Consider the following 22972-nt stretch of genomic DNA (forward strand, 5'->3'; position numbering starts at 1 on the left):
CAGAACGACAAGACATCCCGCCCCTTCCTGGGCCTGTCTGCGCGATCCATTGCGGGTGAGTATTCAGGATTTGCGGCGCGGCCATCGCGAGCAGGCTCGCTCCCACAAGTACGGCGTTACCCCTGTGGGAGCAAACTTGCTCCGGGCGGCGATCCGACGATGGCGTCAGTTCAATCAGCGCAAGGCCAACAGCCCTGTCACCAACGGTTCCAGCTCCAGACCATTGACGGCCTTCACCGTCTCGATCATCGGCGCCGGCCAGCTCTGCAAGCCCAGGCAGGCCCCGAGCATCGCGCCGAGAATCGCGGCGATGGTGTCGGTGTCGCCACCCAGGCTCGCGGCCATGCACAGCGCATCGAACGGCGTCATTTCACCGACCGCGACCTGCTGCGCGAGGGCGAACGACACTACGACCGATTCCTGCGACGCCACCGAGGTGCCGATCACGTCGTACAGCAGATCCGCGAGCAACACCGGGTCGCTTTCGACACTGATGCTGCGCGCCCAACTGATCCGCGACGCGATACGCCCGCCGGCCACCCAGTGCCCGTGAGACTCCGCTTGCTGGGCGATCTGTTGGCCGAGGTTCAGCGCCTCACCCAGATCCAGACCGTTGATGCCGGCCGAAACCACCGCCGCCACCGCCGCTGCGCTGGAAATCCCCAGCGTAGTGTTGTGAGTGACCTGACAGGCCTGCACCACCGCCGCGATAAAGCGTTCGGAGTCGGCGACATCCGCCGCGATCCCCACCGGGGTGATGCGCATCGCTGCGCCGTTGGTGGTGCCGTAACGTCCGGCCTCTTCCGGCGAGTGGCCGGCGAGGATCATTTCGATCGCACGTTTGGTCGACGGACCGAGCAAGTCCTGCGAGCCCTTGGCCTGCATCTCGGCTTCCCATTCGATCAGCCGTTGCGCGAGCACCGCCGGTTCGATCCGGCCCTTGCCTTCAACCAGCAACTCGCCGACCAGAATCGCCTGTTCGGTGTCATCGGTAATCGAGCCCTTGGGCATGTTCGCGGCAATCGGCTGCAAGGGGCCGGCGTCCTGCAGTTCGGTAATCTGGCCGAAGCGCTGCTTGATGGTTTCGCGGTTCAGGGATTGGGTCGGCATGCCCAACGCGTCGCCGAGGGCCAGGCCGTAAAACGCGCCCAGGGCACGGTCAAGGGCGGTCATTTCGATTCTCCAAATTGCAGGTGCAGCCGGAAATGCACCGGGTCGAGCAGGCTTTCGACCTGTTCCATGAAACGGTTTTGCCGGTCATACGTGGTGCGCAGCGCCTTGAGGAATACCGTGCCTTCGGGACGGCCGAGCAGTTTGGCATCCACGGCGTTGAGCGGTTCGGCACCGATCCACTGATCGCCGCGCTCGCCGATGTAGCCGTAGGCGGCCAGGGTGATGGTCAGCGAGTTATCGATCAGGCCCACTCGCGGCAGGCTTTCCAGGCCTCCGCTGGCGGGCATCAGAGAGCGTTCAAGGGACACCGCCGTGCCATCGTTGGAACGGCGGCGACGTTCGAGAAGAATGAATTGATCGGAGCCGAAACGCGGCAACAGATCCTCGCGGGTCACGGCTTCCAGGCGCAACACGTCGGTATTGATCAGCGCCCCGCTGTCGGCCAAGGCCTGGGCCCAGCCGCTGCGCTGGTCGAGTACCACCCCGTCAAACGTGACGATCGAACCGACCCCGCTTTGCGTGGCGATGTAATTGCGCCGCTTCAGTTCGGCCAGCGCTTCGCGCAACGTGCCTCGGCTGACGTTGAACTCCTGAGCCAACTGATGCTCGCCGGGCAACAGAAAGCCGTCCTCCATGAGGCCGCTTTCGATGCGTCGGACGAGCTCGTCGACCACCCGTTGTTTCTTGTCAAATCGTACCTGTCTAATCATGTACAAAGTGATAACCGAAACGGGTTGAGACGGGCAAGGGAAATTTTGGGTGGGGTGACGGAAGGCGGGAAGATCAAGAGCGCCCTCATCGGAACGCCGCCCGCCTAGCCCTCTCCCGGAGGGAGAGGGAACTGAATGGGGGATATTTGGGAGATACGCCGACCTGAGCCCGCTCGCTGAATCCATAATCGACTGAATTCTTCAGGTCAATGTAGAGCGCAAGACACCTCGGTCAGCTCCCTCTCCCTCCGGGAGAGGGCGGGGGGTGAGGGAGCTCTTGATCTCAGCGCTGTTTCAGACGGTCAATGACAACAGCCAACAGCAGAATCGACCCACGAATCACATACTGATAAAACGTGTCGATATTCTTCAGGTTCATCGCATTCTCGATAATCGCCAGAATCAAGACCCCGGCAATCACATGCCGGATCATCCCGATCCCGCCACTCAGCGACACCCCGCCCAGCACGCAAGCCGAAATCACCGTCAGCTCAAAACCCTGGCCGATCATCGGCTGCCCCGAAGTCATCCGCGAAGCCAGAATCACCCCCGCCAGCGCACCGATCACTCCATGCACAGCGAAGATGATGATCTTCGTGCGATCAACATTGACCCCCGCCAGCAGCGCCGCTTCCTGGTTGCCGCCGATGGCCATGGTGTTGCGCCCGTAGGTCGTGTAGTTCAGCAGCCAACCGAAAAACAGGAAGCAGACGATAGTGATCAGGATCGGCACCGGCACACCGAACAACTGACCGTTGCCGAACACGAAGAACGATTCCTGCGATACGCCCACCGCTTTGCCGTTGGCAAAGATGTAAGCCAGGCCACGGACGATCTGCATGGTCGCCAGCGTCGTGATCAACGCGTTGACCCGCAACTTGGCGATCACGATGCCGTTGATCAGGCCGACGATCAGGCCCATCACCAGCGCGGCGCTGACGCCGAGAAACACGCTGTTGGTGTCGCGCATCACCACCGCCGCGACCACCCCGGCGCAGGCGATTACCGAACCCACCGACAAGTCGAAATGCCCCGACGCCAGGCAGTACAACATGGTGCACGCGGCGATCCCGGTAGTGGAGATCGCCAGGCCCAGGCCACGCATGTTCAGCGGCGAGAGGAAGTTGTCGATCAGCAAGGTGCAGGCGACAAAAATGCCCACCGCCGCCAGCAGCATCACCCAGTCGTCGAGGAAGCGCCGCATATCCAGAGGTTTGCGCTCGGTCGGCAGGGTTTCGTTTTGGGTTGTCATCATAGTCACCTCTCAGTTCGCCACGCCGTCAGCGCGGTGGCGCGGCAAAGCCAGTTGCAGCAGGTTGGATTCGTTGGCCTGGTCGCGGCTGACTTCGCCACGCAAGGCGCCCTCGCACAGCACCAGAATGCGGTCGGAAATACCCATCACTTCCATCAGATCGCTGGACACCACGATTACCGAAATACCGTCGGCGGCCAGGTTATGGATGATCTGGTAGATCTCGGCCTTGGCACCGATGTCGATGCCCCGTGTCGGTTCGTCGAGCAGCAGGACTTTCATTGGCATCGACAGCCAGCGACCGAGAATTGCCTTCTGCTGATTGCCGCCGGACAGGAACTTGATCTGTTGCCCGGCGTGGGGCGTCTTCACTTTCAGAGCCTTGATCTGTTTCTCGGCGTTGCCCTTTTCCCAAATCCCGCGCAGCAGGCAGCCGAGCCCGGAATGCGCACCGCGCGCACTGATGTTGATGTTCTCGGCGACACTGGCAAGCGGAATGATGCCTTCCTTCTTGCGATCCTCCGGGCACAGCAGAATCCCGGCGGCAATCGCATCGCGGGGCGAACGCAATTTCAGTTCATGGCCACGCAATTCCAGGCGTCCGGCGGTGTTGCGCTCCAGACCGCTGAGCAGCCGGAACAGCTCGGTGCGCCCGGCCCCGACCAGCCCAAACAAACCCAGAATCTCGCCCTTGTGGGCATCGAAACTGATCGGCTCGCGCAGGCCCGGGCCAAGCAAGCCATCGACTCTCAGCGCCACGGCACCGCGCGGGCGACCGCGATAATCGTAGATGTCCTGAATGTCGCGCCCGACCATGCAGGTCACCAGTTGATCGTGGGTCAACTGGCTCATGTCGTCGAAGGTGCGCACGTAGCGACCGTCCTTGAACACCGTCACCGCGTCGCAGATGCGGAACACTTCTTCCATGCGATGGGAGACGTAGAGCACCACTTTGCCCTCGTCGCGCAGCCGGCCGATGATCGCCATCAACCGGTCGATTTCCCGCGCCGAGAGGCTGCTGGTCGGTTCGTCGAAGGCAATCACATGCGCGCCACGGGACAGCGCCTTGGCGATTTCCACCAGTTGCCGCTGACCGAGGGACAGGCGTCCGACCTTGGTCTGCGGGTCGATTTCATCGGCCAGGCCTTTGAGGCAAGCCAAGGCTTGCTGGCGCAGCCCGCCGCGATTGATCAGGCCGAAACTGGCCGGCAGGTGACCGAGAAACAGGTTCTCGGCCACAGTCATTTCCGGCACCAGATGCAGTTCCTGGTGAATCACCGCCACGCCGCTGCCGATGCTGTCGGCAGTGGACTTGAAGGCCATCGTCCGCTCGCCGATCTGCAGCTCGCCGCTGCTCGGGATGTAGGCACCGCCGAGGATCTTCAGCAGGGTCGATTTGCCGGCGCCGTTCTCGCCCATCAAGGCGTGAACCTGCCCGGGATGCGCGACGAAACTGATGCCGTCCAGCGCCTTCACGCCCGGGAAGGTCTTGCCGATCCCGTTGAAACGCAGGCTGCCGCTGGCGCTGTGTTCTTGTGTCTGTACTTGCGCGTGCATTTAAGCCACCTCATCACACCGTTCAAGCGGCCCGGCTGGCCGGGCCGCCGCTGCCGTCAGTTCCACAGACCGATCTTCTCCAGCTCCTGCTTGAAGTTGTCGCGGGTGATCAGGGTGACGTCGTCCATTGCGGTGTACTTCGGCGGTTCTTTGCCGGTGGTGACCCACTCGTACATCATCTCGGCGGTCTTGTAGCCTTCAATGTGCGGGCTCGGCAGCATCGAACCGTAGAAGCCGCTGTTGGGCTTTTTCAGCTCGCCGATGGCGTCGGTGCCGTTGATGCCGATGCCGATCACGTTGGCCGCGGCAAAACCGGCGGCTTCAGTGGCGCGCACGCCGCCGAGCACAGTGTTGTCGTTCATGCCGCCGATGATCAGGTTCTTCGCCGCACTCGGCAGCTTGACCAGCGCCGAGTTGGTGGCGTCCATGCTGCCTGGTACGTCGAGGGTTTTCAGGGCGGCGGTCAGAATGTGATCTTTCGGCATGCCCGCGTCTTCGAGGGCCTTCATCGAGCCGTCGGTGCGCTTCTTGCCGGTGTCGAGTTCGTTGTAGGTGTTGACCACCGCGTAGGTGTCTTTCCAGTCCCAGTTACGCTTTTTCGCCTCGGCAGCCATGGCGGCGCCCTGCTTCTGGCCGACTTCGAAGGCGGCCATGCCGAGGTACGGTACGTCTTCCATGAACTTGCCGTTGGCATCTACGAAACGGTCGTCGACGGCGATCACTTTCAGGTCGTTGAGCTTGGCCTTGGCCATGATCGCCGGGCCGAGCGACACGTCCGGCGGGCAGATGACGAAGCCCTTGGCGCCGTTGGCCGCAAGGCTGTCGATAGCGGAGAGGGTTTTCTCGCCGTCCGGCACGGCGATCTTGATCAGCTCGAAGCCTTTGTCTTTGGCAGCTTTCTCGGCGAAGGCCCATTCAGTCTGGAACCACGGCTCTTCGGCCTGCTTGACCAGAAACCCGATCTTCACCGGATCGGCGGCCAGCAGGGCACTGCTCAGGCTGAACGCAGTGACCGCCAGCGCGGTACTGCACAGGGTACGAATCCCGAAACGACGTTTCATAAGCAGACTCCTTGTTATTTTTCTTGAGCGTTATTTGAAAAACGTTAAAGCGGTCAAAGCGTTTCCTGCGAATCATGACGACAATAGTCATATCGTATGATGATTGGATTTCAGGCGGACCTTTCCACCTGGAACCCGCTTTTGTCAGTCGTGGTACATGACCGAGCGACCGCCATCGATGGTGATGCACGAGGCATTGATGAACGGCGCTTCATCGCTGGCCAGGAATACAGCAGTCATTGCCACTTCGATCGGTTGGCCGATGCGTTTCGGTGGGTGCAGATCGAAGGCGCGCTGACGTTCGGCGTGTGGGTCGGCGAAGCCGTTCCAGTAATCGACGTTGAGCTGGGTTTCGATGTAGCCCGGGGCGATGGCGTTGACGCGAATGCCTTTCGGCGCGTACTCGATGCCCAGCGCGCGGGTCAACCCGAGCAAGCCGTGCTTGGCCACCGGGTACGGAAAGCAGCCGGGAATGATGTTGGTGGAATGAGTCGACGCAATGTTGATGATGCTGCCGATGCCCTGCTCGATCATCTGCGGCAGCACGGCCTTGCAGCCATACCAGGCGCCGTCGAGGTCGATGGCGAAGCAGCGTTTCCAGTCTTCTTCGGTCATTTCCAGCGGATCGCGGAACACGTTGACACCGGCGCAGTTGACCAGCACGTCGATGCGACCGTGCAGCTCGATGGCCAGTTTGGCCATGGCATGCAGATCCTGCTGACGCGATACATCGGCCTTGATCGCTTGTACATCGGCGCCCTGCTCGCGCCAGTGGGCGGCGACTTTCTCGACCTTTTCGGCCTGGATATCGCTGATCACCAGTTTGGCCTGCTGCGAGGCGAAGGTCGCGACGATTGCTTCGCCGATGCCTTGGGCGGCGCCGGTCAGCAACACAACCTTGTTTTTCAGACGCTCGCCTTTTGGTGGCTCGGGCACCGGTGGCAGGGACAGAGGTTCAGCCATGAATCAGGACTCCTGTTCGAAAGCATAAAAAAACCGGGCATCTGACGATGTCCGGTCTGGAAGGCTTGTGGAACAAAACAGGCGCGCGCACGCCGCGGTACCGAAACGGCCCGAAGCGCTGACTCCGCTGTGGAGTGCGATGAAAATTCGCTGCATCACTTCACCTGTTTTGTTCTTTTTAAGTGTGAGTGCGTGTTACTGCTGGAGCCGACTATAAACCCGACCGCCAAATAATCTCAATATATAATTTTGCATCCCATATTTTGGGATTTAACCAGCGAATCGCGTACAGAGCTTTCCGGCGACGTCCACTCGCAAAGACAGCACGGCGCCGTCCAGCGGGTGGTTCAGCGGACTTTTAGCGCTGGTGATGTACAGGGTTTTCAGGTCGGCACCGCCGAACACGCAACTGGTCGGGCGGCTGATTGGCAGTTCGATCCTGCGGTCGATCTGGCCATCCGGTGTCAGGCGCAGCAGGCAGCTGCCGTCCCAGCGGGCGTTCCACACGTAGCCTTCGGCGTCCATCGCCGAACCGTCCGGGCCACCGTGCTGATCGGCGCTGTACCAAGGCTGGGCAGTGTCGAGGTTGCCGTCGGTGTGAATGAAATAGCGGTACAAGGTGCTGTCCAGGCTGTCGCCGAACAGCAGCGTGGTGCCGTCGTCGCTCCAGAGCAGCGTGTTGGGAATGCCCAGCCCCCGTAACAAGGGTGTGACCCTTTTATCCGGATCAATCCGGAACAGCCCGCCGGAACGACGGATGATCGGCAGATCCTCGCCCTGCTCGCCAATGTTGTTTTGCATGGTGCCGAGCCACAAACGGCCCTGGCCATCACAACGTGCTTCGTTGGCGCGATTGCCCGGTTGCGGATCGGCGATGCAGAACAGCGTCAGTCGCGGCTCGAGTCCGGGGGAATCGAGATCGAGCCGGTATACGCCGCTGCTCAGGGTCACCAGTGCGTCGCCGCTGGCGCAGGGAATGAACGCCGAGACGTGCTCCGGCATCTGCCAGATCTGCACGTTCTGCCCGATCAGCCGCAGCGCCTGCCTGCCGGCAATGTCGACCCAGTACAGTGCCTGGGTCGGTGCGTCCCAGAACGGGCCCTCGCCCAGTTGCGCCCGATGCTCTGTCACCGCAGTCCACGTCATGCAACCTCCTGTCTTGTTGTTTTTGTCAGCTGGCTTTCTTGTCGGCCATCACCTGCGGGTAGAACCGCTTGATGGCCAGGTCGGCATTGTCGATCAGGGTCATGCAGGCCCACACCCCCCGCGCGGCATCCCGGGCGGCGATGGCATCGGCCATGTCTTTATGGATAGGCAGTGTGCGGCGCAATTCGTCGGGATCGGCCGCCGAGACTTCGAAGGACACGGCGAGCAGCGCACCGAGGGCCGGCACCATTTGCTCGATGAATTGATTGTGGCTGGCGGCGAGAATGCATTCGTGGAAGAACTGGTCGGCGCGGTTGTAATCGATGCCGCTGTCGACCGCCCGTTCCAGCGCGTTGTAGGCCTGCCGCACGGCTTGCACCTGTTCAACGGTCGCCCGCTCGCAGGCCCAGCGCACCGCCATCGGTTCGATGGTGCGGCGCAGGTCGAGCAGGTCATCGACGAAATTTTCCGGCAGGCCGCTGCGTGACAGCCAGCCCACGACTTGCGGATCGAACAGGTTCCAGCGCTTGATCGGCAGCACCCGCGTGCCGACTTTCGGCCCGACTTCGAGCATGCCTTTGGCGACCAGAGTCTTGATGGCTTCGCGGATCACGGTGCGGCTGACCCCGAGCTGCTCGCCCAGATCGGCCTCGACCTTGATCGCCTGCCCCGGCTTCACCTGGCCGGCAGCAATCCAGGCGCCCAGCCAGTCAACCGTTGATGCGTGAAAACTGCTCGACATGGACACCCCGAAGCGATTCGCTGTGGGTGCCTACGCTAATCATCATACGATTGAGAGTCAACGACAAAAAACCGCAGCCTGCTTTCACAGACTGCGGTTTTTTATGGTTCGAGGCCGATGCGGAAGAACTCGCCGCCGCTCCAGACGCCGAGCCAGCGTTGACCTTCGATTTCACGGCTGACTGCAAGCTCGACCAATTGGTAGAACACGTTGCGGTGGATCAGCGCTTCGAGGTTGGTGCGGACATGCACGTAAGGCGCAGGTTCTTGAGTGACCGGGTCGATCTCGACGCGGATCGGATGTTCCGCGCCGGCCTCGGTGATTTCATCGACATTGGTGGTAAAGCGCAGCAGTTGCGCCTCACCCTCGCCTTCCACCTCGACGGCAATCGCCACGAAGGGCGCGTCATCGACCTTGATTCCGACTTTCTCCACTGGAGTAATCAGAAAGTAGTCATCGCCGTCGCGGCGGATGATCGTGGAGAACAGCTTGACCATCGGCTTGCGCCCGATCGGCGTGCCCAGGTAATACCAGGTGCCATCACGGGCGATGCGCATGTCGATGTCGCCGCAGAAATCCGGGTTCCACAAGTGCACCGGCGGCAAGCCTTTGGTTTTGGGGATTTGCCCCAGCAGGTCATTGGCTTTTTGCGGGCCACTCATGGCGTACTCCTTGAATTACTGGTCCCCGACGCCCAGCAAACTGCGCGCGTACTGCGCCAGTGGAGGGCCGATCAGGTCTTCGGGTTTGTTGTCGTGGAACGTCAGTAAACCGCCACGACTCTTGATCCGTGCAGTATCAATCAAATACTGGGTGCTGGTCTCGATCAACATGATCTGAATCACGCCGCCGTCGATACCGAGGCGATCCACGGCTTCCTGATCCAGCCACTCATCGGAGTTGCCGATGCGGTCGTCGGCCTTGGCGAAACGGGTGTACAGCAGGTAGTGGGCACCGGCGTCGCGGGCTTCGCCCATCGCCTGGTCCAGGCCTTCCGGCGCACGGGCGCGGCGGACCATCGGGAAATATTCGACGAAGCCTTTGAAGGCCTCTTCGGCCACCACGTTGGGACGCGGGTAAGAACCACCCGGCGGCGCGAACGAACCTTGCGCGATGTAGATGAACGAATCCGGTTGAATGCGGAAATTGTTTACGCGACGGCTATCGCTGTGGTCCAGCAGACCCGCGTCGCTCATCTGGTAGCGAGTCCCTTCGGCCATGTCACTGACAGTCATACAGCCGCCCAGCGCCAAAACGGCCAGCAGCAAAACCAGGCTACGCATCCTAATCCTCCAGAAGCCGGTGACGGAAAACCGGCGAATGGCCGTAGGATGCAGCTTTTGCGCCAGTCCTTGGAAATGTGCAGGTATCCGCTTTGAAATAAGACTTCGTGGCTAAACCGGGTTCAGCCGCCGATGATCTTCATGACGGTGGCGCCGCCGGAGAACGCGACTTCCTGCTTGTCGCCCAGCGCCTTGACCAGCAGCCGTTGCAACGCTGGCAGCGCCTCATGACGCGGCTTGTCGAGCAGGTCACCGACGTAGTGGCGATTGCTCGACGACAGGCAGCCATGCAGCCATCCGGTGGAGGACAGGCGCAGGCGCGAGCAGGTTCGGCAGAACGGTACGCTTTCGTTGGCGATCACGCCGAAGTTGCCCCGACCGGGAATCGCATAGCGAACTGCCGTGGCATCCACTGGCGCATCGGTTTGCGCGTACTCGTAATGTTCACCGATCAGGCTCAGCAGCTGTTGCAGGCTGACGAACTGCTGCAGGAAGGCGTTGGAATCAGTGGCCAGGTGGCCCATGCGCATCAGCTCGATGAAGCGCAGTTCAAAGCCGCGTTCAAGGCAGTAATCGAGCAACGGCATCACCTGGTCGAGGTTCTGCCCGCGCAACGGCACCATGTTGACCTTGATCTTCATCCCCGCCGCTGCGGCCTGATCCATGCCATCCAGCACGGTGGCCAGATCGCCGCCACGGGCGATGCTGCGGAACGCGCCGGCGTCCAGAGTATCGAGGGAAACGTTGAGGCGTCGCAGGCCGGCATCAACCAGCAACGGGAGTTTTTTCGCCAGGAGCTGGCCGTTGGTGGTCAGGCTGATGTCTTCCAGCCCCATCTTGCCGACGGCGCTCATGAACGATTCGAGTTTGGGACTGACCAGCGGCTCGCCACCAGTGATGCGCAGGCGCTCGATGCCGGCGGCTTCGATCAGATAAGCCACGCCGCGCGCCATGGCCTCGGCCGACAGTTCATCCTGCGCAGCCACCAGCCGCTTGCCGTTGGGCACGCAGTAGGTACAGGCGTAATTGCAGGCTGAAGTCAGACTGATCCGCAAATTGCGAAAACGCCTGCCTTGACGGTCAACGATCATGAAGCACTCCGGCGATGGAAAATCGAGCGGCTAAAACTTGACTCACAATTCAAGTTTTAGCAAGCCCTATGCCTGAGTATATTCCTTCGGTACTGCGCCATGTAGCGAAAAACACGGCGCATAAGGCGACTGAATGATTCAGCCGCTTGGCGTTTCAGGGTCGCGCTTGCGCTTGTTGCCCATGCGCACGCCGATATCCATCAGGAACTGGAAGAAACCTTCCTGATCTTCCAGCACATTGCTCCAGAACGGCGAGTGATACAGCGCCACCGCGCCGTGCACCAGCGCCCAGGATGCGCAGTAGTGGAAATATGGCGGCACGTCTTCGAGCTTGCCTTCGCTGATGCGGCCCTTGATGAGCAGGGTCAGGCGTTCAAAGTTCGAGGCACGGATCTTGTGCAGCTCCTCGACCATCTCAGGGACCTGATTGCCCTTGACCACCTTCTCTTCCAGGCGATCGAACAGCCGATAGCGCTGCGGGTCGCGCATGCGGAATTCAAAGTAGGCACGGGACAGCGCTTCCTTGTCCTTGTCGACATCGGCCGAGTGCAACAGCTCGTTCAAGTCGCGCTCGTAATCGAGCATCAGGCGCAGATAGATCTCGGCCTTGGACTTGAAATGCTTGTAGATCGTGCCTTTGCCGATACCCACGGCATCAGCAATCATCTCGACGGTGACACTGTCTTCACCTTGTTCGAGGAACAGCTTGAGCGCGGTATCGAGAATTTCTTGCTCGCGGCGACGAAACTCACGGACCTTACGAGGTTCTTTGTGCATAAGAAAAGGTCTGTAGGGGTCAAAATTCGAAGCCGCGTATTATGCCTAACTTGCGCAAAAATGCACGGATCATCCGACCATATCTGTGTTTCTTGTTCATTTCACGAACGTTTCGGGGGGAATGAGAACATAACCGAAGCGAACGTATTCCAAATTTGTTTAAAAACCCCGGCCGGCCAACTGGACTCGGCGCCAGACTGATCAATACTTGAACTGTCGGGCGACATCTCCCCCAAGTGTCGCGCCGGTAAAGGTACCAAGGGACCGCGTGCCTTTGTTTTACTCCTAATGGTCTTAACCCGGATTCACCCCCCAGAACCCGGGTTTTTTTTGCCTGCGATTCAGGCTTTTACATGCGCCAGCGGAAACAGTCGCTTGAAGTTCTCGGTGGTCTGCTCGGCAAAACGCTCGTAGTTCTCGCCGCGCAGCATCGCCAGAAACTCTGCCACTTCCCGCACGTATTGCGGCAGGTTCGGTTTGCCGCGATACGGGATCGGCGCCAGGTACGGCGAATCGGTCTCAACCAGCAGCCGATCGGCCGGAACCTTGCTCGCCACATCGCGCAACGCATCGGCGTTGCGGAAGGTGACGATGCCCGACAGGGAAATGTAATAACCCATGTCCAGTGCCACCTTGGCCATGTCCCAGTCTTCGGTGAAGCAATGCAGCACACCCGCCTGAGGCAACGCGGCTTCGCGCAAAAGTTCGAGTGTGTCGGCGCGGGCGCCACGGGTGTGGATGATCACCGGTTTGCCGGTCTGCTGCGCAGCTTGCAGGTGCAATCGGAACGATTCCTGCTGCAGCTCGGCGGCTTCCGGCTCATAGTGATAGTCCAGACCGGTTTCACCGATCGCTACCACTTTCGGGTGATTGAGCTCGTGCAGCAGCCAGTCCAGCGCCGGCGCCGCGCCCGGCTGCACATCCAGCGGATGCACGCCGACCGAGCAATCGACGTCGTCGTAACGCTCGGCCAAGGCTTTGACATCGGCCGCGTTGTCGGCGCTGACGCCGATGCACAGGAAATGCCCGACGCCGCGTTCGCGGGCCGCATCCAGCGCGGCATCCAGGGAACCGTCGTGAGCAGCGAGGTCGAGGCGATCAAGATGACAATGGGAATCTACGAGCATAAAAAGGACTGCAACTTACATCGTATGAGTGGGACGGTCGGATTTCAGGGCTCCGGCCAGATGAGTTTCGATGCGACTGCGCGCAGTGTTGTCGCCATCGTTGAATTGCACGCCGACGCCGGCCGCGCGGTTGCCCTGGGCGCCTTTGGGGGTGATCCAGGCCACTTTGCCGGCCACCGGAATCTTCTCCGACTCGTCCATCAGGTTCAGCAGCATGAACACCTCGTCGCCCAACTTGTAGCTCTTGTTGGTCGGGATGAACAGGCCACCGTTCTTGATGAACGGCATGTAGGCGGCGTAAAGGACCGACTTGTCCTTGATGGTCAGGGACAAGATGCCGTTGCGCGGCCCCGGGCTGACAGGTTCATTCATGCTGACCTCCACTGCTGACGTTCAGAGTCTAGGTACACATTCTTATCTTTGGCCAGGCAAGCTCGCCCATTGCACCAGCAATGCTTCCAGCAGCAACGCCGCATTGAGGTTGGCCTTGCTCAGGACTTTCTGGCGCTGAGCGAGAATCCAGTCCTGAATATCCAGCACTTTAGGCTGGGCACTTTTCTGCGCCAGGTACTGCACGACCTTGCGCATGTCGGTCAGACCGAGGCCTGCTTCATCCTGGGTCAATTGATAGCGCAGGATCAGGCTCGACCAGTCGCAGAACCAGTCGAACAGCCGCAGCATCGGAATGTTTTTCCACTCCTCGGCCAGTTGCGTCGGCGATTGCTGCTGCTTGAGCAGCTTCTTCACGCCTTCCACCACCTGCGCGCGCTGTTCACGTACGCCCTGCCCCTGCAACGTGACGGCGGCCAACGGCGAGCCGGCGGCCAGGGTCAGCAGTTCGACACGTTCGTCTTCGGAACATTCCGGCAGTGCCTGAGCCAGCCATTGCAGGCTCACGGATTCGCTCGGCAGCGGACAGGCCTGTTGCACGCAGCGGCTCTTGATGGTCGGCAACAACCGGCTCGGCTGGTGGCTGACCAGCAACAGCACGGTATCGCCGGACGGCTCTTCAAGGCTCTTGAGCAAGGCGTTGGCGGCGTTGATGTTCATCGACTCCACCGGCTCGATCAGCACCACCTTGCGCCCGCCCAGTTGCGCGGTCTGCACCACGAAACTGACCAGATCGCGCACCTGGTCGACCTTGATCGCCTTGTCCGCTTCTTCCGGTTCGAGGATGTAATTGTCCGGATGGCTGCCGGCCTTGAGCAGCAGGCAGGATTTGCATTCGCCGCAGGCTTCAGGCGTCGGACGCTGGCACAGCAGGCTGGCCATCAGCCGCTCGGCCAGCGCGCGCTTGCCGATCCCGGCCGGGCCGTGCAGCAGATAAGCGTGGGCATGCTGAGTGCGCCCCGCCAGTTGCTGCCAGAGGCTGTCCTGCCACGGATAGGCCTCAGCCACGGCTCAGCTCCAGCAAATTCGGAATCAGGGTATCCAGTGATTGTTGAACCTTGACCAACGGCTGACCGGCGTCGATCCGCACGTAACGCGCCGGATCGTCTTCGGCACGCTTGAGGAACGCATTGCGCACGGCCTCGAAAAACTCACGGCCTTCCAGCTCGAAACGATCCAGACGACCTCGGGCACTTGCGCGGGCCAGGCCGATTTCCACCGGCAGATCGAAAATCAGCGTCAGGTCGGGACGCAGGTCGCCCTGCACGAAAGTCTCAAGCGCCGCGATGCGCTCCAGCGACAAACCGCGACCGCCACCCTGATAGGCATAAGTCGAATCGGTGAAACGGTCACACAGCACCACCGCACCACGGGCCAGTGCCGGGCGAATGACTTCGGCCAGATGCTGGGCACGGGCGGCGAACACCAGCAGCAGCTCGGTGTCCGGGTTCATCACTTCGTCGACCGGGGCCAGCAACACCTCACGAATGCGCTCGGCCAGCGGTGTACCGCCGGGCTCGCGGGTCAGCACCACTTCGATACCGGCGGCGCGCAGGCGCTCGGCGAGGTATTCGCGGTTGGTGCTTTTGCCGGCGCCTTCCGGGCCTTCCAGGGTAATAAACAAGCCAGTCACAGGCAGTCCTTAATCAAAGTCATTGCGTGTTTTGGGGATCGGAGGCTTCCGGTTCCGGCGTCGGCGCAGGCGCTTGAGCAGGCGGCTGCGGCAACGATTCCGGTGCGGTATCGGGCGAGGCGGCAGGAATCGCCTCCTCGGCTGCCGGAGCGGCGTCGGGCGCAGTCGTCGGCGCCGGGCTGGAGCGGTAATCCGCGCGCCGCTTGAGCTGGTATTCGCGCACCGCGTTGTTGTGCGCGTCCAGGTCATCGGAGAACACGTGGCTGCCATCGCCACGGGCCACGAAGTAGAGGCTGGTGCCATCCACCGGGTTGAGAGCCGCGTGAATGGCTTCACGTCCGACCATGGCGATCGGCGTCGGCGGCAGGCCGGGAATCATGTAGGTGTTGTACGGCGTGGCTTCCTTGAGGTGGGCGCGGGTCAGTTTGCCGTTGTAGCGGTCGCCCAGGCCGTAGATCACCGTCGGATCGGTCTGCAACTGCATGCCCAACGCCATTCGGCGCACGAAGACGCCGGCAATCTGGCCACGTTCTTGAGGCACGCCGGTTTCTTTCTCCACCAGCGACGCCATGATCAGCGCCTGATAAGGCTCGGTGTAAGGCACGTCGGCGGAGCGTTTCTCCCACTCCTTGGCCAGCACTTCGTCAAGGCGATCAAAGGCTTTTTTCAGCAGTTCGGTATCGGTCACACCGCGCACGAAGCGGTAGGTGTCGGGGAAGAAGCGCCCTTCAGGGAACAGGCCCTTGTGACCGATTTTGGCCATCACATCACTGTCGCTCAGACCGTTGAGGGTCTGCTCGATCTTTTCATCTTTGGCCAGCGCGGCGCGCACTTGATGGAAATTCCAGCCTTCGACCAGGGTCAGGCTGTACTGAACCACATCGCCGCGCTTCCACAGGTCGATCAGGCCGTTGACGGTCATGCCCGGCTGCATGCGGTATTCACCACTGTGAATCGGCGTGCCGGCCAGATTGAAACGCCAGTAGACCCGCAGCCAGAACGCGTCCTTGATGACGCCATCGGCTTCAAGTCCAAGAAAAGTACGGGTCGGGGTGGATCCCTTGGGCACATCCAGCAGTTCTTCCTGCGTGATGTTCAGGGGCTGTTCCAGTGCCGAATGAATCTTCCAGGCGCTGGCGCCCAACAGCAGCCCTGCCAGAACCAGTCCGGTTTCCAGCAGCAGCAAAAGTTTACGTCTCACGAATCAGGCATCCAGTAGCGCGCGGGCAATGGTTTGCAGTTTACGGGTGAGCGGGCCAACCGGCCAGCTCAGAGCAGCACAGGCGCGTACCGGCCAGACGCCATACACGCTATTGCAGACAAAGACTTCATCGGCCCATTGCAGCTGTTCGAGGGGGATGTCGGTGATTTGTACGGGAATGCCCAGGGACTTGGCCTGAAACAATATTTCTGCGCGCATCACACCGGCTACGCCGCAGCGTTTCAGGTCCGCCGTGATCAGCACACCGTCACGCACCAGAAACAGATTGCTGAACACACCTTCGATTACCCGACCGGCCTGGTCGAGCATCAAACCTTCGGCATGCTCACTGTCCTGCCATTCGGCGCGGGCAATGACCTGCTCCAGTCGATTGAGGTGTTTGAGCCCGGCAAGCAACGGCTGAATCGACAAACGCGTGCTGCACGGGAAAAGGCGAACGCCCTGCTCGGCGTAGGCAGCCGGGTAAGCGGCGGGAGGATTGCCTTGCAGAATGCGTCGGCCCTGCGCCGAAGGATCCGGTGCATAACCGCGCAATCCGTCGCCACGGGTGAGGATGAGTTTGAGCACGCCCTCACCCATCGCGGCGGCATAGGATTGCAGCTCATGGCGAACCCGCTCGATGTCGGCGGCAATGGCCAGACGTGCACAGCCGTCGGCCAGACGCGTCAGATGCCGATCCAGCAGCAATGGCTGGCCACCTCGCACGGCGATGGTCTCGAACAGACCGTCGCCGTAAGCCAGGCCGCGATCTTTCAGCGACAGAGCGTCAGCCGGCAGACCGTCGACCCAGCAGTCCATCAGCCGGCGAACCGACGGAACGCCAGCGTGCCGTTGGTGCCGCCAAACCCGAACGAGTTGGACAGCACGACATCGATATCCATATTGCGCGCGGTGTGCGGCACGAAATCGAGGTCGCAGCCTTCGTCCGGCTCTTCGAGGTTGATGGTCGGTGGCGCCACCTGGCTGTTGATCGCCAGGACGCTGAAGATCGCCTCGACCGCGCCCGCCGCACCCAGCAGGTGACCGGTCATGGACTTGGTGGAGCTGACTGCCAGTTTGTAGGCGTGATCACCGAACACCGACTTGATCGCGTTGGCTTCGGCAAGGTCGCCGGCCGGGGTCGAAGTGCCGTGGGCGTTGATGTATTGAACTTGATCGACGTTGATCTTCGCATCGCGCAGCGCGTTGGTGATGCAGCGTGCAGCACCGGCGCCGTCGGCGGGTGGCGAAGTCATGTGGAAGGCGTCGCCACTGGTGCCGAAACCGATCAGCTCGGCGTAGATGGTCGCGCCACGGGCCTTGGCGTGCTCGAGCTCTTCGAGCACCAGCGCACCGGCGCCGTCGGACAGCACGAAGCCGTCACGGCCCTTGTCCCACGGACGGCTGGCGCGGGTCGGCTCGTCGTTGCGGGTCGACAGCGCACGGGAAGCACCGAAGCCGCCCATGCCCAGACCGCACGCGGCCATCTCGGCACCGCCGGCAATCATCACGTCGGCTTCGTCGTACATGATGTTGCGCGCCGCCATGCCGATGCAGTGCGTACCGGTGGTACACGCCGTGGCGATGGCATAGTTAGGCCCCTGTGCACCCAGGTGGATGGACAGGAAACCGGAAATCATATTGATGATCGAGCCAGGCACAAAGAACGGAGAAATCCGGCGTGGGCCAGTCTCGTGCAGGGTGCGGCTGGTTTCTTCGATGTTGGTCAGACCGCCGATACCCGACCCCATGGCCACGCCGATGCGTTCACGGTTGGCATCGGTGACTTCCAGACCGGCATTGCGTACGGCTTGAAAGCCGGCCGCCAGACCGTACTGAATGAACAGGTCGAGCTTGCGCGCTTCCTTGACCGACAGGTATTCCTCGACATTGAAGCCCTTTACCGAGCCGCCAAAGCGGGTGGAATAGGCAGAAAGGTCGGTGTGTTCGATCAGACCAATGCCACTGCGGCCAGCCAGAATGCCCTGCCAACTGCTCGGCACATCCGTGCCCAGTGGCGACAACATACCCATACCGGTGACTACGACGCGTCTACGCGACACAGCACTCTCCTTTTTCAAATGACGACTTTGCATCAGGCCTAAAGAAAAAACCGCACGCCATGATGGCAGTGCGGTTTTTCCATGACAGCAAGCAACGATTACAAACTATTACGCCTGGTGGCTAGTAACGTAGTCGATTGCAGCTTGTACAGTAGTGATCTTCTCAGCTTCTTCGTCAGGGATTTCGGTCTCGAATTCCTCTTCCAGAGCCATCACCAGCTCAACGGTGTCAAGGGAGTCGGCACCCAGGTCTTCTACGAAGGAAGCGGTGTTGACCACTTCTTCTTCTTTAACACCCAGTTGCTCGGCAACGATTTTCTTGACGCGCTCTTCGATGGTGCTCATACCTTGTTTTCACTCCTAATGGACAAATTCAGGCAGCTGGCCAGTGGGTAAGTGTATAGAAAGACTTTTCAGCTTTTCAACTGAAAGCTTCACTCCTCAAACCCTGCGGCCCTCTGCCTATAAATAGATTGCAGCTTTATAACGGATTTTAGACAGCTCGTATGACATTTTTTTGAAGCAATCCGTCACATTTGAATTACATGTACATCCCGCCGTTAACCGGGATTGTAGCCCCGGTCACGTATGCCGCACCGTCGGATGCAAGAAAAGCGACCACGGACGCGATCTCTTGAGCTTGTCCCAGACGACCCAGCGGAATCTGCGTCTGCAAGGCTTCACGCTGTGCTTCAGGCAGCTCGCGAGTCATATCGGTGTCGATGAACCCTGGGGTTACCGAGTTGACCGTAATCGAACGCGAACCGACTTCACGCGCCATGGCACGGCTGAAACCTTCCAGACCGGCCTTGGCGGCTGCATAGTTTACTTGGCCAGCGTTGCCCATGGCACCCACCACCGAGCCAATACTGATAATTCGGCCCCAACGCGCCTTGGTCATGCCGCGCAGAACGCCCTTGGACAGGCGATACAGACTGTTCAGGTTGGTATCGATCACGTCGTACCACTCGTCGTCTTTCATGCGCATCATCAGGTTATCGCGGGTGATGCCGGCATTGTTGACCAGAATCGCCACCGGCGCACCGAATTGCTCCTGGATGCTCGCCAGCACTTTGGTAACCGATTCGTCGCTGGTGACGTTCAGTTCGAAACCTGCGCCCTGTATGCCGTTTTCCTTCAGGGTCGCAGCAATGCGCTCGGCGCCCGAAGCGGAAGTCGCGGTGCCAACAACAATGGCGCCCTGACGACCCAGTTCCAGTGCGATAGCCTGGCCGATGCCACGGCTTGCGCCGGTGACCAGTGCAACTTTACCTTGCAGACTCATGCAAGCTTCTCCTGATTCAGACAGCCGCTGCGCGAGCAGCAGCGAAAGCGTCTGGGGTATTGAGGTTGGAAGTCGAAACGCCTTCGGCGCAACGTTTGTTCAGACCGGCCAGCACCTTGCCAGGGCCGCACTCGACCAGATTGGTCGCGCCTTTGGCGGCCAGGGTCTGTACGGACTCAACCCAGCGGACCGGCTTGTAAAGCTGCTCCAGCAGATCACGCTTGAGGGTTTCCAGATCCGCCGGCACCTGGGCGCTTACGTTCTGTACCACCGGGATCTGCGGCGCCTGCCAGTCGATGGCAGCGATGGACTCGGCGAAACGCTCGGCAGCCGGGCGCATCAGTTCACAGTGCGACGGCACGCTGACCGGCAGCGGCATGGCACGCTTGGCGCCACGGGCCTTGCAGCCTTCGATGGCGCGCTCAACGGCTGCCTTGGCACCGGCGATCACCACCTGGCCCGGGGAGTTGAAGTTCACCGCACTGACCACTTCGCCTTGCGCCGCTTCAGCACAGGCCGCCAGCACGTCGGCATCTTCCAGACCGAGGATGGCAGCCATGCCGCCCTGACCGGCCGGAACGGCTTCCTGCATCAACTGGCCACGGCGCTCGACGAGTTTTACCGCGTCAGCCAGGCTCAGACTGCCGGCAGCGACCAGCGCGCTGTATTCACCCAGGCTGTGACCGGCAACGAAGGCCGGACGCGCGCCACCTTCCGCCAGCCACAGACGCCACAAGGCGACCGAAGCGGTCAGAATGGCCGGCTGGGTTTTGTCGGTTTGATTGAGCAGCTCTTCCGGACCCTGCTGGGTCAGCGCCCACAGGTCATAGCCCAGAGCATCGGATGCTTCTTTGAAGGTTTCGAGGATCAGTGGATGTTGCGCGCCCAGCTCGGCCAGCATGCCGAGGGACTGCGAACCCTGTCCTGGAAAGACGAATGCGAGGGAAGCAGACATGTAACAAGCCCCTAATGATCTTGTCGTCGGAAAAATGGCATCCCGCTAGAGGGACGCAAGAAACTGACAGTTGGATGGCCCTTTGAACCGGGCGGTCACATTTAAGCATTGTCCGACGAAAACGCCTAAGACAACAAATCCTCCAGACGGCCGTGCAGGCGCTCGGGAAGGTTTTCCTGAATCTCGATCAGCGCCCGCTGAATGGCACTTTGAAATCCCTGAACTCCGGCCGAACCGTGACTTTTCACGACAATACCCTGCAAACCGAGGAAGCTTGCGCCATTGTGTCGCGCGGGTGCCAGATCAGCCTGCAGTCGCCTCATCAATGGCAGCGCCAGTGCGCCGACCGCGCGGGAAGCAAGATTCTTTTTGAACAACGCCTCGATGCGTGCAGCGATCATGGTCGCCAGGCCTTCGCTGGACTTGAGCAGGATATTGCCGACGAAACCGTCGCAAACCACCACGTCCGCCTCGCCGCGATACAAGCCGTCACCTTCAATGAAACCGATGTAATTGATGCCCCGGGCCGCCTGCAACAACGTCGCAGCCAGCTTGACCTGCTGATTGCCCTTGATGTCTTCGGTGCCGATATTCAGCAGCGCAACGCGCGGGCGGGCAATGCCCAAGGTCTGCGCCGCCACGGACCCCATCACGGCGAACTGCAACAAGTGCTCGGCACTGCAATCGACGTTGGCGCCCAGATCGAGCAACTGGCAGTAGCCTTTCTGAGTAGGAATCGCAGCGACCATGGCCGGACGATCAATCCCCGGCAGGGTCTTGAGCACAAATCGCGACAGGGCCATCAACGCACCGGTATTGCCGGCACTGACACAGGCCTGAACCTTGCCGTCACGCAGCAACTCGAGGGCGACACGCATCGACGAGTCCGACTTGCCACGCAGGGCCTGGGCAGGTTTTTCGTCCATGGTGATGACTTCGGACGCCGGAACAATCGTCAGGCGCGCGCGATCGGCAGCCGATTGGCCAGTGATCAGTTCTTCAAGAAGGGAGGGTTGACCGACGAGGGTCAGGTGCAGCGAGGGCGTAGCAGAAAGGCAAGCAAGGCTGGCCTGAACAATGCTGCGGGGACCGAAGTCCCCGCCCATTGCGTCAATCGCGATGACTTGAGCGGACAAGTGATTACTCGTCAGCGCCCTTGTCGATCACTTTACGGCCACGGTATACGCCTTCTGGCGATACGTGGTGACGCAGGTGAACTTCACCAGTGGTTTTTTCTACAGACAGGGTGCTAGCCTCGAGAGCGTCGTGCGAACGGCGCATGTCACGGGCAGAGCGGGATTTTTTGTTCTGCTGAACAGCCATAATTGATTAACTCCTAAACGTTTGGGTCACGCTTTAACTGCGCCAATACACTGAACGGGTTGGACCGCGTTACCTCGTCCTCGCTCGGTTCGGGCTCATCTGCTCCCGCCGGCTGCTGGCATTCTTCCGGATGATGAGCAGGCACAATGGGCAAGGCGAGCAGAAGCTCCTCCTCGATCAGTGACTGCAGATCCAATGGATCTTCGCCCAGTTCCAGCACGTCATAACCTTTCGGTAACGACTGGGTATTCGCACCCTCCTTCACAACAGCGTAACTGCATTCGCTGTGGATCGGCAGGGTGACCAGCTCAAGACAACGCTGGCAAACCATTTTGACTTCGGTGTCGATAAAGCTGTGGATCACCACAGATTTACGTTCATCTCGTTCAAAAACGAATTTGGCCTGCACCGTACCGACATCGTCGGAAAGCGGGTCGCAGAGTCTCTTCAAATCGGCCAGCAGCAGTTCACCTTGAAGGGTGGTGCCACGGTCAGCCAATTTGCGCGGGTCAACGTGAGGTGGAATCGGGTCATTCAACATAGGCGCAGCATTATAGGGATGCACCCACCCATGTCAAAGGAAATTGTGCCCTGTCCGTCACTTGCGCGGCTCCGCTAGAATCTGTCGCCTGCCTCTGGAGATGCGAATGCTGCCTTTATTACTCGCTTCAAGCTCGACCTATCGTCGGGAATTGCTCAGCCGCCTGCGCCTGCCGTTCGTCTGCAGCTCGCCGGATATCGATGAAAGCCATCGCCCGGACGAGTCGGCAATCGAGCTGGTCAAGCGCCTCGCCGAACAAAAGGCCCGAGCTTTGGCCGACAGCCACCCTGCTCATCTGATCATCGGTTCCGATCAGGTTGCGGTACTCGGCGAGCGCATCATCGGCAAGCCACACACCTTCGAGAACGCTCGCGAACAACTGATGGCCGCCAGTGGCGCCAGCGTGACCTTCCTCACCGGCCTTGCCCTGCTCAACAGCCAGACGGGCCACTGTCAGGTCGACTACGTGCCTTTCACCGTGCACATGCGCGTACTGGATCAGGCCCGCGTCGAGCGCTATCTGCGCGCCGAGCAGCCCTACGACTGCGCCGGCAGCTTCAAGGCCGAGGGACTGGGCGTTAGCCTGTTTCAATCCACCGAAGGCCCGGACGCTACCAGCCTGATCGGCCTGCCACTGATTCGCCTGATCGACATGCTGCTGGCGGAAGGCGTACAGATTCCCTGACCCACAAAAAAAAC

General features: G+C 60.6%; 26 protein-coding genes. 1 reads left to right on the top strand and 25 read right to left on the bottom strand.

All coding sequences use genetic code 11. The features are described 5' to 3' along the window. Window positions 1–174: 174 nt before the first annotated feature. The 25 genes from JKA62_RS01450 to JKA62_RS01570 form a co-directional block, all read right to left on the bottom strand. A complete protein-coding gene (locus JKA62_RS01450; protein WP_201815882.1) occupies window positions 175–1173 on the bottom strand; it encodes an ADP-ribosylglycohydrolase family protein in 999 nt (332 codons plus the stop codon). After that, window positions 1170–1883 (bottom strand): GntR family transcriptional regulator, encoded by a 714-nt coding sequence (locus JKA62_RS01455; protein ID WP_011335421.1) that lies wholly within the window; start codon window positions 1881–1883, stop codon window positions 1170–1172. The genes JKA62_RS01450 and JKA62_RS01455 overlap by 4 nt, the downstream gene beginning before the upstream one ends. Before the next feature lie 283 nt (window positions 1884–2166). Then, complete coding sequence (araH, locus tag JKA62_RS01460) at window positions 2167–3135, bottom strand: L-arabinose ABC transporter permease AraH (RefSeq protein ID WP_011335422.1); 969 nt, start codon at window positions 3133–3135, stop codon at window positions 2167–2169. Window positions 3136–3147: 12 nt separating this feature from the next. After that, window positions 3148–4692 carry an L-arabinose ABC transporter ATP-binding protein AraG gene (gene araG, locus JKA62_RS01465; protein WP_201815884.1) on the bottom strand — a complete coding sequence of 515 codons (1545 nt, stop codon included), beginning with the start codon at window positions 4690–4692 and terminating at the stop codon, window positions 3148–3150. A 56-nt stretch (window positions 4693–4748) separates the two neighbouring features. Next, entirely contained in the window at window positions 4749–5753 is a 1005-nt protein-coding gene (locus JKA62_RS01470; protein ID WP_197869173.1) for a substrate-binding domain-containing protein, read from the bottom strand. A 144-nt stretch (window positions 5754–5897) separates the two neighbouring features. After that, a complete protein-coding gene (locus tag JKA62_RS01475; RefSeq protein WP_011335425.1) occupies window positions 5898–6716 on the bottom strand; it encodes an SDR family oxidoreductase in 819 nt (272 codons plus the stop codon). 270 nt (window positions 6717–6986) lie between these two features. Beyond that, complete coding sequence (locus tag JKA62_RS01480) at window positions 6987–7862, bottom strand: SMP-30/gluconolactonase/LRE family protein (RefSeq protein ID WP_201815886.1); 876 nt, start codon at window positions 7860–7862, stop codon at window positions 6987–6989. A 25-nt stretch (window positions 7863–7887) separates the two neighbouring features. After that, the gene (locus JKA62_RS01485; protein WP_064383471.1) at window positions 7888–8604 is read right to left on the bottom strand and encodes a FadR/GntR family transcriptional regulator; all 717 of its coding nucleotides are present in this window, start codon (window positions 8602–8604) and stop codon (window positions 7888–7890) included. A 101-nt stretch (window positions 8605–8705) separates the two neighbouring features. After that, window positions 8706–9266 (bottom strand): DUF1285 domain-containing protein, encoded by a 561-nt coding sequence (locus JKA62_RS01490; RefSeq protein ID WP_201815894.1) that lies wholly within the window; start codon window positions 9264–9266, stop codon window positions 8706–8708. A 15-nt stretch (window positions 9267–9281) separates the two neighbouring features. Beyond that, a complete protein-coding gene (locus JKA62_RS01495) occupies window positions 9282–9887 on the bottom strand; it encodes a DUF4823 domain-containing protein (RefSeq protein ID WP_007950810.1) in 606 nt (201 codons plus the stop codon). Window positions 9888–10009: 122 nt separating this feature from the next. Then, window positions 10010–10978: a GTP 3',8-cyclase MoaA gene (locus tag JKA62_RS01500; RefSeq protein WP_102686506.1), complete on the bottom strand. Its 969-nt coding sequence runs from the start codon at window positions 10976–10978 to the stop codon at window positions 10010–10012. 138 nt (window positions 10979–11116) lie between these two features. Next, window positions 11117–11755, bottom strand: coding sequence for a TetR/AcrR family transcriptional regulator (locus JKA62_RS01505; protein WP_201815896.1), 639 nt, complete (start codon window positions 11753–11755; stop codon window positions 11117–11119). Between the two features lie 341 nt (window positions 11756–12096). After that, window positions 12097–12882, bottom strand: a complete 786-nt coding sequence (locus JKA62_RS01510) for a TatD family hydrolase (RefSeq protein ID WP_201815898.1) — start codon at window positions 12880–12882, stop codon at window positions 12097–12099. A gap of 15 nt (window positions 12883–12897) precedes the next feature. Further along, window positions 12898–13254 carry a PilZ domain-containing protein gene (locus JKA62_RS01515; RefSeq protein ID WP_011335430.1) on the bottom strand — a complete coding sequence of 119 codons (357 nt, stop codon included), beginning with the start codon at window positions 13252–13254 and terminating at the stop codon, window positions 12898–12900. 42 nt (window positions 13255–13296) lie between these two features. Continuing rightward, the gene (locus tag JKA62_RS01520) at window positions 13297–14280 is read right to left on the bottom strand and encodes a DNA polymerase III subunit delta' (RefSeq protein ID WP_201815900.1); all 984 of its coding nucleotides are present in this window, start codon (window positions 14278–14280) and stop codon (window positions 13297–13299) included. Then, a complete protein-coding gene (tmk, locus tag JKA62_RS01525) occupies window positions 14273–14905 on the bottom strand; it encodes a dTMP kinase (protein ID WP_011335432.1) in 633 nt (210 codons plus the stop codon). Before tmk ends, JKA62_RS01520 begins: the two co-directional genes overlap by 8 nt. A 19-nt stretch (window positions 14906–14924) precedes the next feature. After that, complete coding sequence (gene mltG, locus JKA62_RS01530; RefSeq protein ID WP_201815902.1) at window positions 14925–16106, bottom strand: endolytic transglycosylase MltG; 1182 nt, start codon at window positions 16104–16106, stop codon at window positions 14925–14927. 3 nt (window positions 16107–16109) lie between these two features. After that, the gene (gene pabC, locus JKA62_RS01535; protein WP_011335434.1) at window positions 16110–16925 is read right to left on the bottom strand and encodes an aminodeoxychorismate lyase; all 816 of its coding nucleotides are present in this window, start codon (window positions 16923–16925) and stop codon (window positions 16110–16112) included. Next, window positions 16925–18169, bottom strand: coding sequence for a beta-ketoacyl-ACP synthase II (gene fabF, locus JKA62_RS01540; protein ID WP_041475396.1), 1245 nt, complete (start codon window positions 18167–18169; stop codon window positions 16925–16927). Before fabF ends, pabC begins: the two co-directional genes overlap by 1 nt. A 108-nt stretch (window positions 18170–18277) precedes the next feature. Next, window positions 18278–18514, bottom strand: a complete 237-nt coding sequence (gene acpP / locus JKA62_RS01545) for an acyl carrier protein (protein WP_003175607.1) — start codon at window positions 18512–18514, stop codon at window positions 18278–18280. A gap of 196 nt (window positions 18515–18710) precedes the next feature. Then, the gene (gene fabG, locus JKA62_RS01550) at window positions 18711–19454 is read right to left on the bottom strand and encodes a 3-oxoacyl-ACP reductase FabG (RefSeq protein WP_007950790.1); all 744 of its coding nucleotides are present in this window, start codon (window positions 19452–19454) and stop codon (window positions 18711–18713) included. Between the two features lie 16 nt (window positions 19455–19470). Beyond that, window positions 19471–20409 (bottom strand): ACP S-malonyltransferase, encoded by a 939-nt coding sequence (fabD, locus tag JKA62_RS01555; RefSeq protein ID WP_011335436.1) that lies wholly within the window; start codon window positions 20407–20409, stop codon window positions 19471–19473. 125 nt (window positions 20410–20534) lie between these two features. Beyond that, complete coding sequence (plsX, locus tag JKA62_RS01560) at window positions 20535–21545, bottom strand: phosphate acyltransferase PlsX (RefSeq protein WP_201815904.1); 1011 nt, start codon at window positions 21543–21545, stop codon at window positions 20535–20537. Between the two features lie 4 nt (window positions 21546–21549). Beyond that, a complete protein-coding gene (rpmF, locus tag JKA62_RS01565) occupies window positions 21550–21732 on the bottom strand; it encodes a 50S ribosomal protein L32 (protein WP_003179396.1) in 183 nt (60 codons plus the stop codon). Window positions 21733–21745: 13 nt separating this feature from the next. Beyond that, window positions 21746–22273 carry a YceD family protein gene (locus tag JKA62_RS01570; RefSeq protein ID WP_003204262.1) on the bottom strand — a complete coding sequence of 176 codons (528 nt, stop codon included), beginning with the start codon at window positions 22271–22273 and terminating at the stop codon, window positions 21746–21748. 106 nt (window positions 22274–22379) lie between these two features. Here JKA62_RS01570 and JKA62_RS01575 point away from each other — a divergent pair, with 106 nt between their 5' ends. Next, complete coding sequence (locus tag JKA62_RS01575) at window positions 22380–22958, top strand: Maf family protein (RefSeq protein WP_201815906.1); 579 nt, start codon at window positions 22380–22382, stop codon at window positions 22956–22958. The last annotated feature ends 14 nt before the right edge of the window (window positions 22959–22972 follow it).

Origin of the sequence: Pseudomonas sp. B7 (assembly GCF_016735645.1) — a bacterium.
Classification (GTDB): Bacteria; Pseudomonadota; Gammaproteobacteria; order Pseudomonadales; family Pseudomonadaceae; genus Aquipseudomonas; species Aquipseudomonas glycinae.

Coding starts and splice junctions, on each gene's coding strand:
- JKA62_RS01490 (WP_201815894.1), bottom strand. CDS start 9,266: ATGAGTGGCCCGCAAAAAGCCAATGACCTGCTGGGGCAAATCCCCAAA.
- fabD (WP_011335436.1), bottom strand. CDS start 20,409: ATGTCTGCTTCCCTCGCATTCGTCTTTCCAGGACAGGGTTCGCAGTCC.
- JKA62_RS01450 (WP_201815882.1), bottom strand. CDS start 1,173: ATGACCGCCCTTGACCGTGCCCTGGGCGCGTTTTACGGCCTGGCCCTC.
- JKA62_RS01515 (WP_011335430.1), bottom strand. CDS start 13,254: ATGAATGAACCTGTCAGCCCGGGGCCGCGCAACGGCATCTTGTCCCTG.
- JKA62_RS01510 (WP_201815898.1), bottom strand. CDS start 12,882: ATGCTCGTAGATTCCCATTGTCATCTTGATCGCCTCGACCTCGCTGCT.
- rpmF (WP_003179396.1), bottom strand. CDS start 21,732: ATGGCTGTTCAGCAGAACAAAAAATCCCGCTCTGCCCGTGACATGCGC.
- JKA62_RS01505 (WP_201815896.1), bottom strand. CDS start 11,755: ATGCACAAAGAACCTCGTAAGGTCCGTGAGTTTCGTCGCCGCGAGCAA.
- pabC (WP_011335434.1), bottom strand. CDS start 16,925: ATGGACTGCTGGGTCGACGGTCTGCCGGCTGACGCTCTGTCGCTGAAA.
- JKA62_RS01480 (WP_201815886.1), bottom strand. CDS start 7,862: ATGACGTGGACTGCGGTGACAGAGCATCGGGCGCAACTGGGCGAGGGC.
- araH (WP_011335422.1), bottom strand. CDS start 3,135: ATGACAACCCAAAACGAAACCCTGCCGACCGAGCGCAAACCTCTGGAT.
- JKA62_RS01570 (WP_003204262.1), bottom strand. CDS start 22,273: ATGTTGAATGACCCGATTCCACCTCACGTTGACCCGCGCAAATTGGCT.
- JKA62_RS01455 (WP_011335421.1), bottom strand. CDS start 1,883: ATGATTAGACAGGTACGATTTGACAAGAAACAACGGGTGGTCGACGAG.
- JKA62_RS01500 (WP_102686506.1), bottom strand. CDS start 10,978: ATGATCGTTGACCGTCAAGGCAGGCGTTTTCGCAATTTGCGGATCAGT.
- acpP (WP_003175607.1), bottom strand. CDS start 18,514: ATGAGCACCATCGAAGAGCGCGTCAAGAAAATCGTTGCCGAGCAACTG.
- JKA62_RS01575 (WP_201815906.1), top strand. CDS start 22,380: ATGCTGCCTTTATTACTCGCTTCAAGCTCGACCTATCGTCGGGAATTG.
- JKA62_RS01470 (WP_197869173.1), bottom strand. CDS start 5,753: ATGAAACGTCGTTTCGGGATTCGTACCCTGTGCAGTACCGCGCTGGCG.
- fabG (WP_007950790.1), bottom strand. CDS start 19,454: ATGAGTCTGCAAGGTAAAGTTGCACTGGTCACCGGCGCAAGCCGTGGC.
- JKA62_RS01475 (WP_011335425.1), bottom strand. CDS start 6,716: ATGGCTGAACCTCTGTCCCTGCCACCGGTGCCCGAGCCACCAAAAGGC.
- JKA62_RS01485 (WP_064383471.1), bottom strand. CDS start 8,604: ATGTCGAGCAGTTTTCACGCATCAACGGTTGACTGGCTGGGCGCCTGG.
- araG (WP_201815884.1), bottom strand. CDS start 4,692: ATGCACGCGCAAGTACAGACACAAGAACACAGCGCCAGCGGCAGCCTG.
- JKA62_RS01495 (WP_007950810.1), bottom strand. CDS start 9,887: ATGCGTAGCCTGGTTTTGCTGCTGGCCGTTTTGGCGCTGGGCGGCTGT.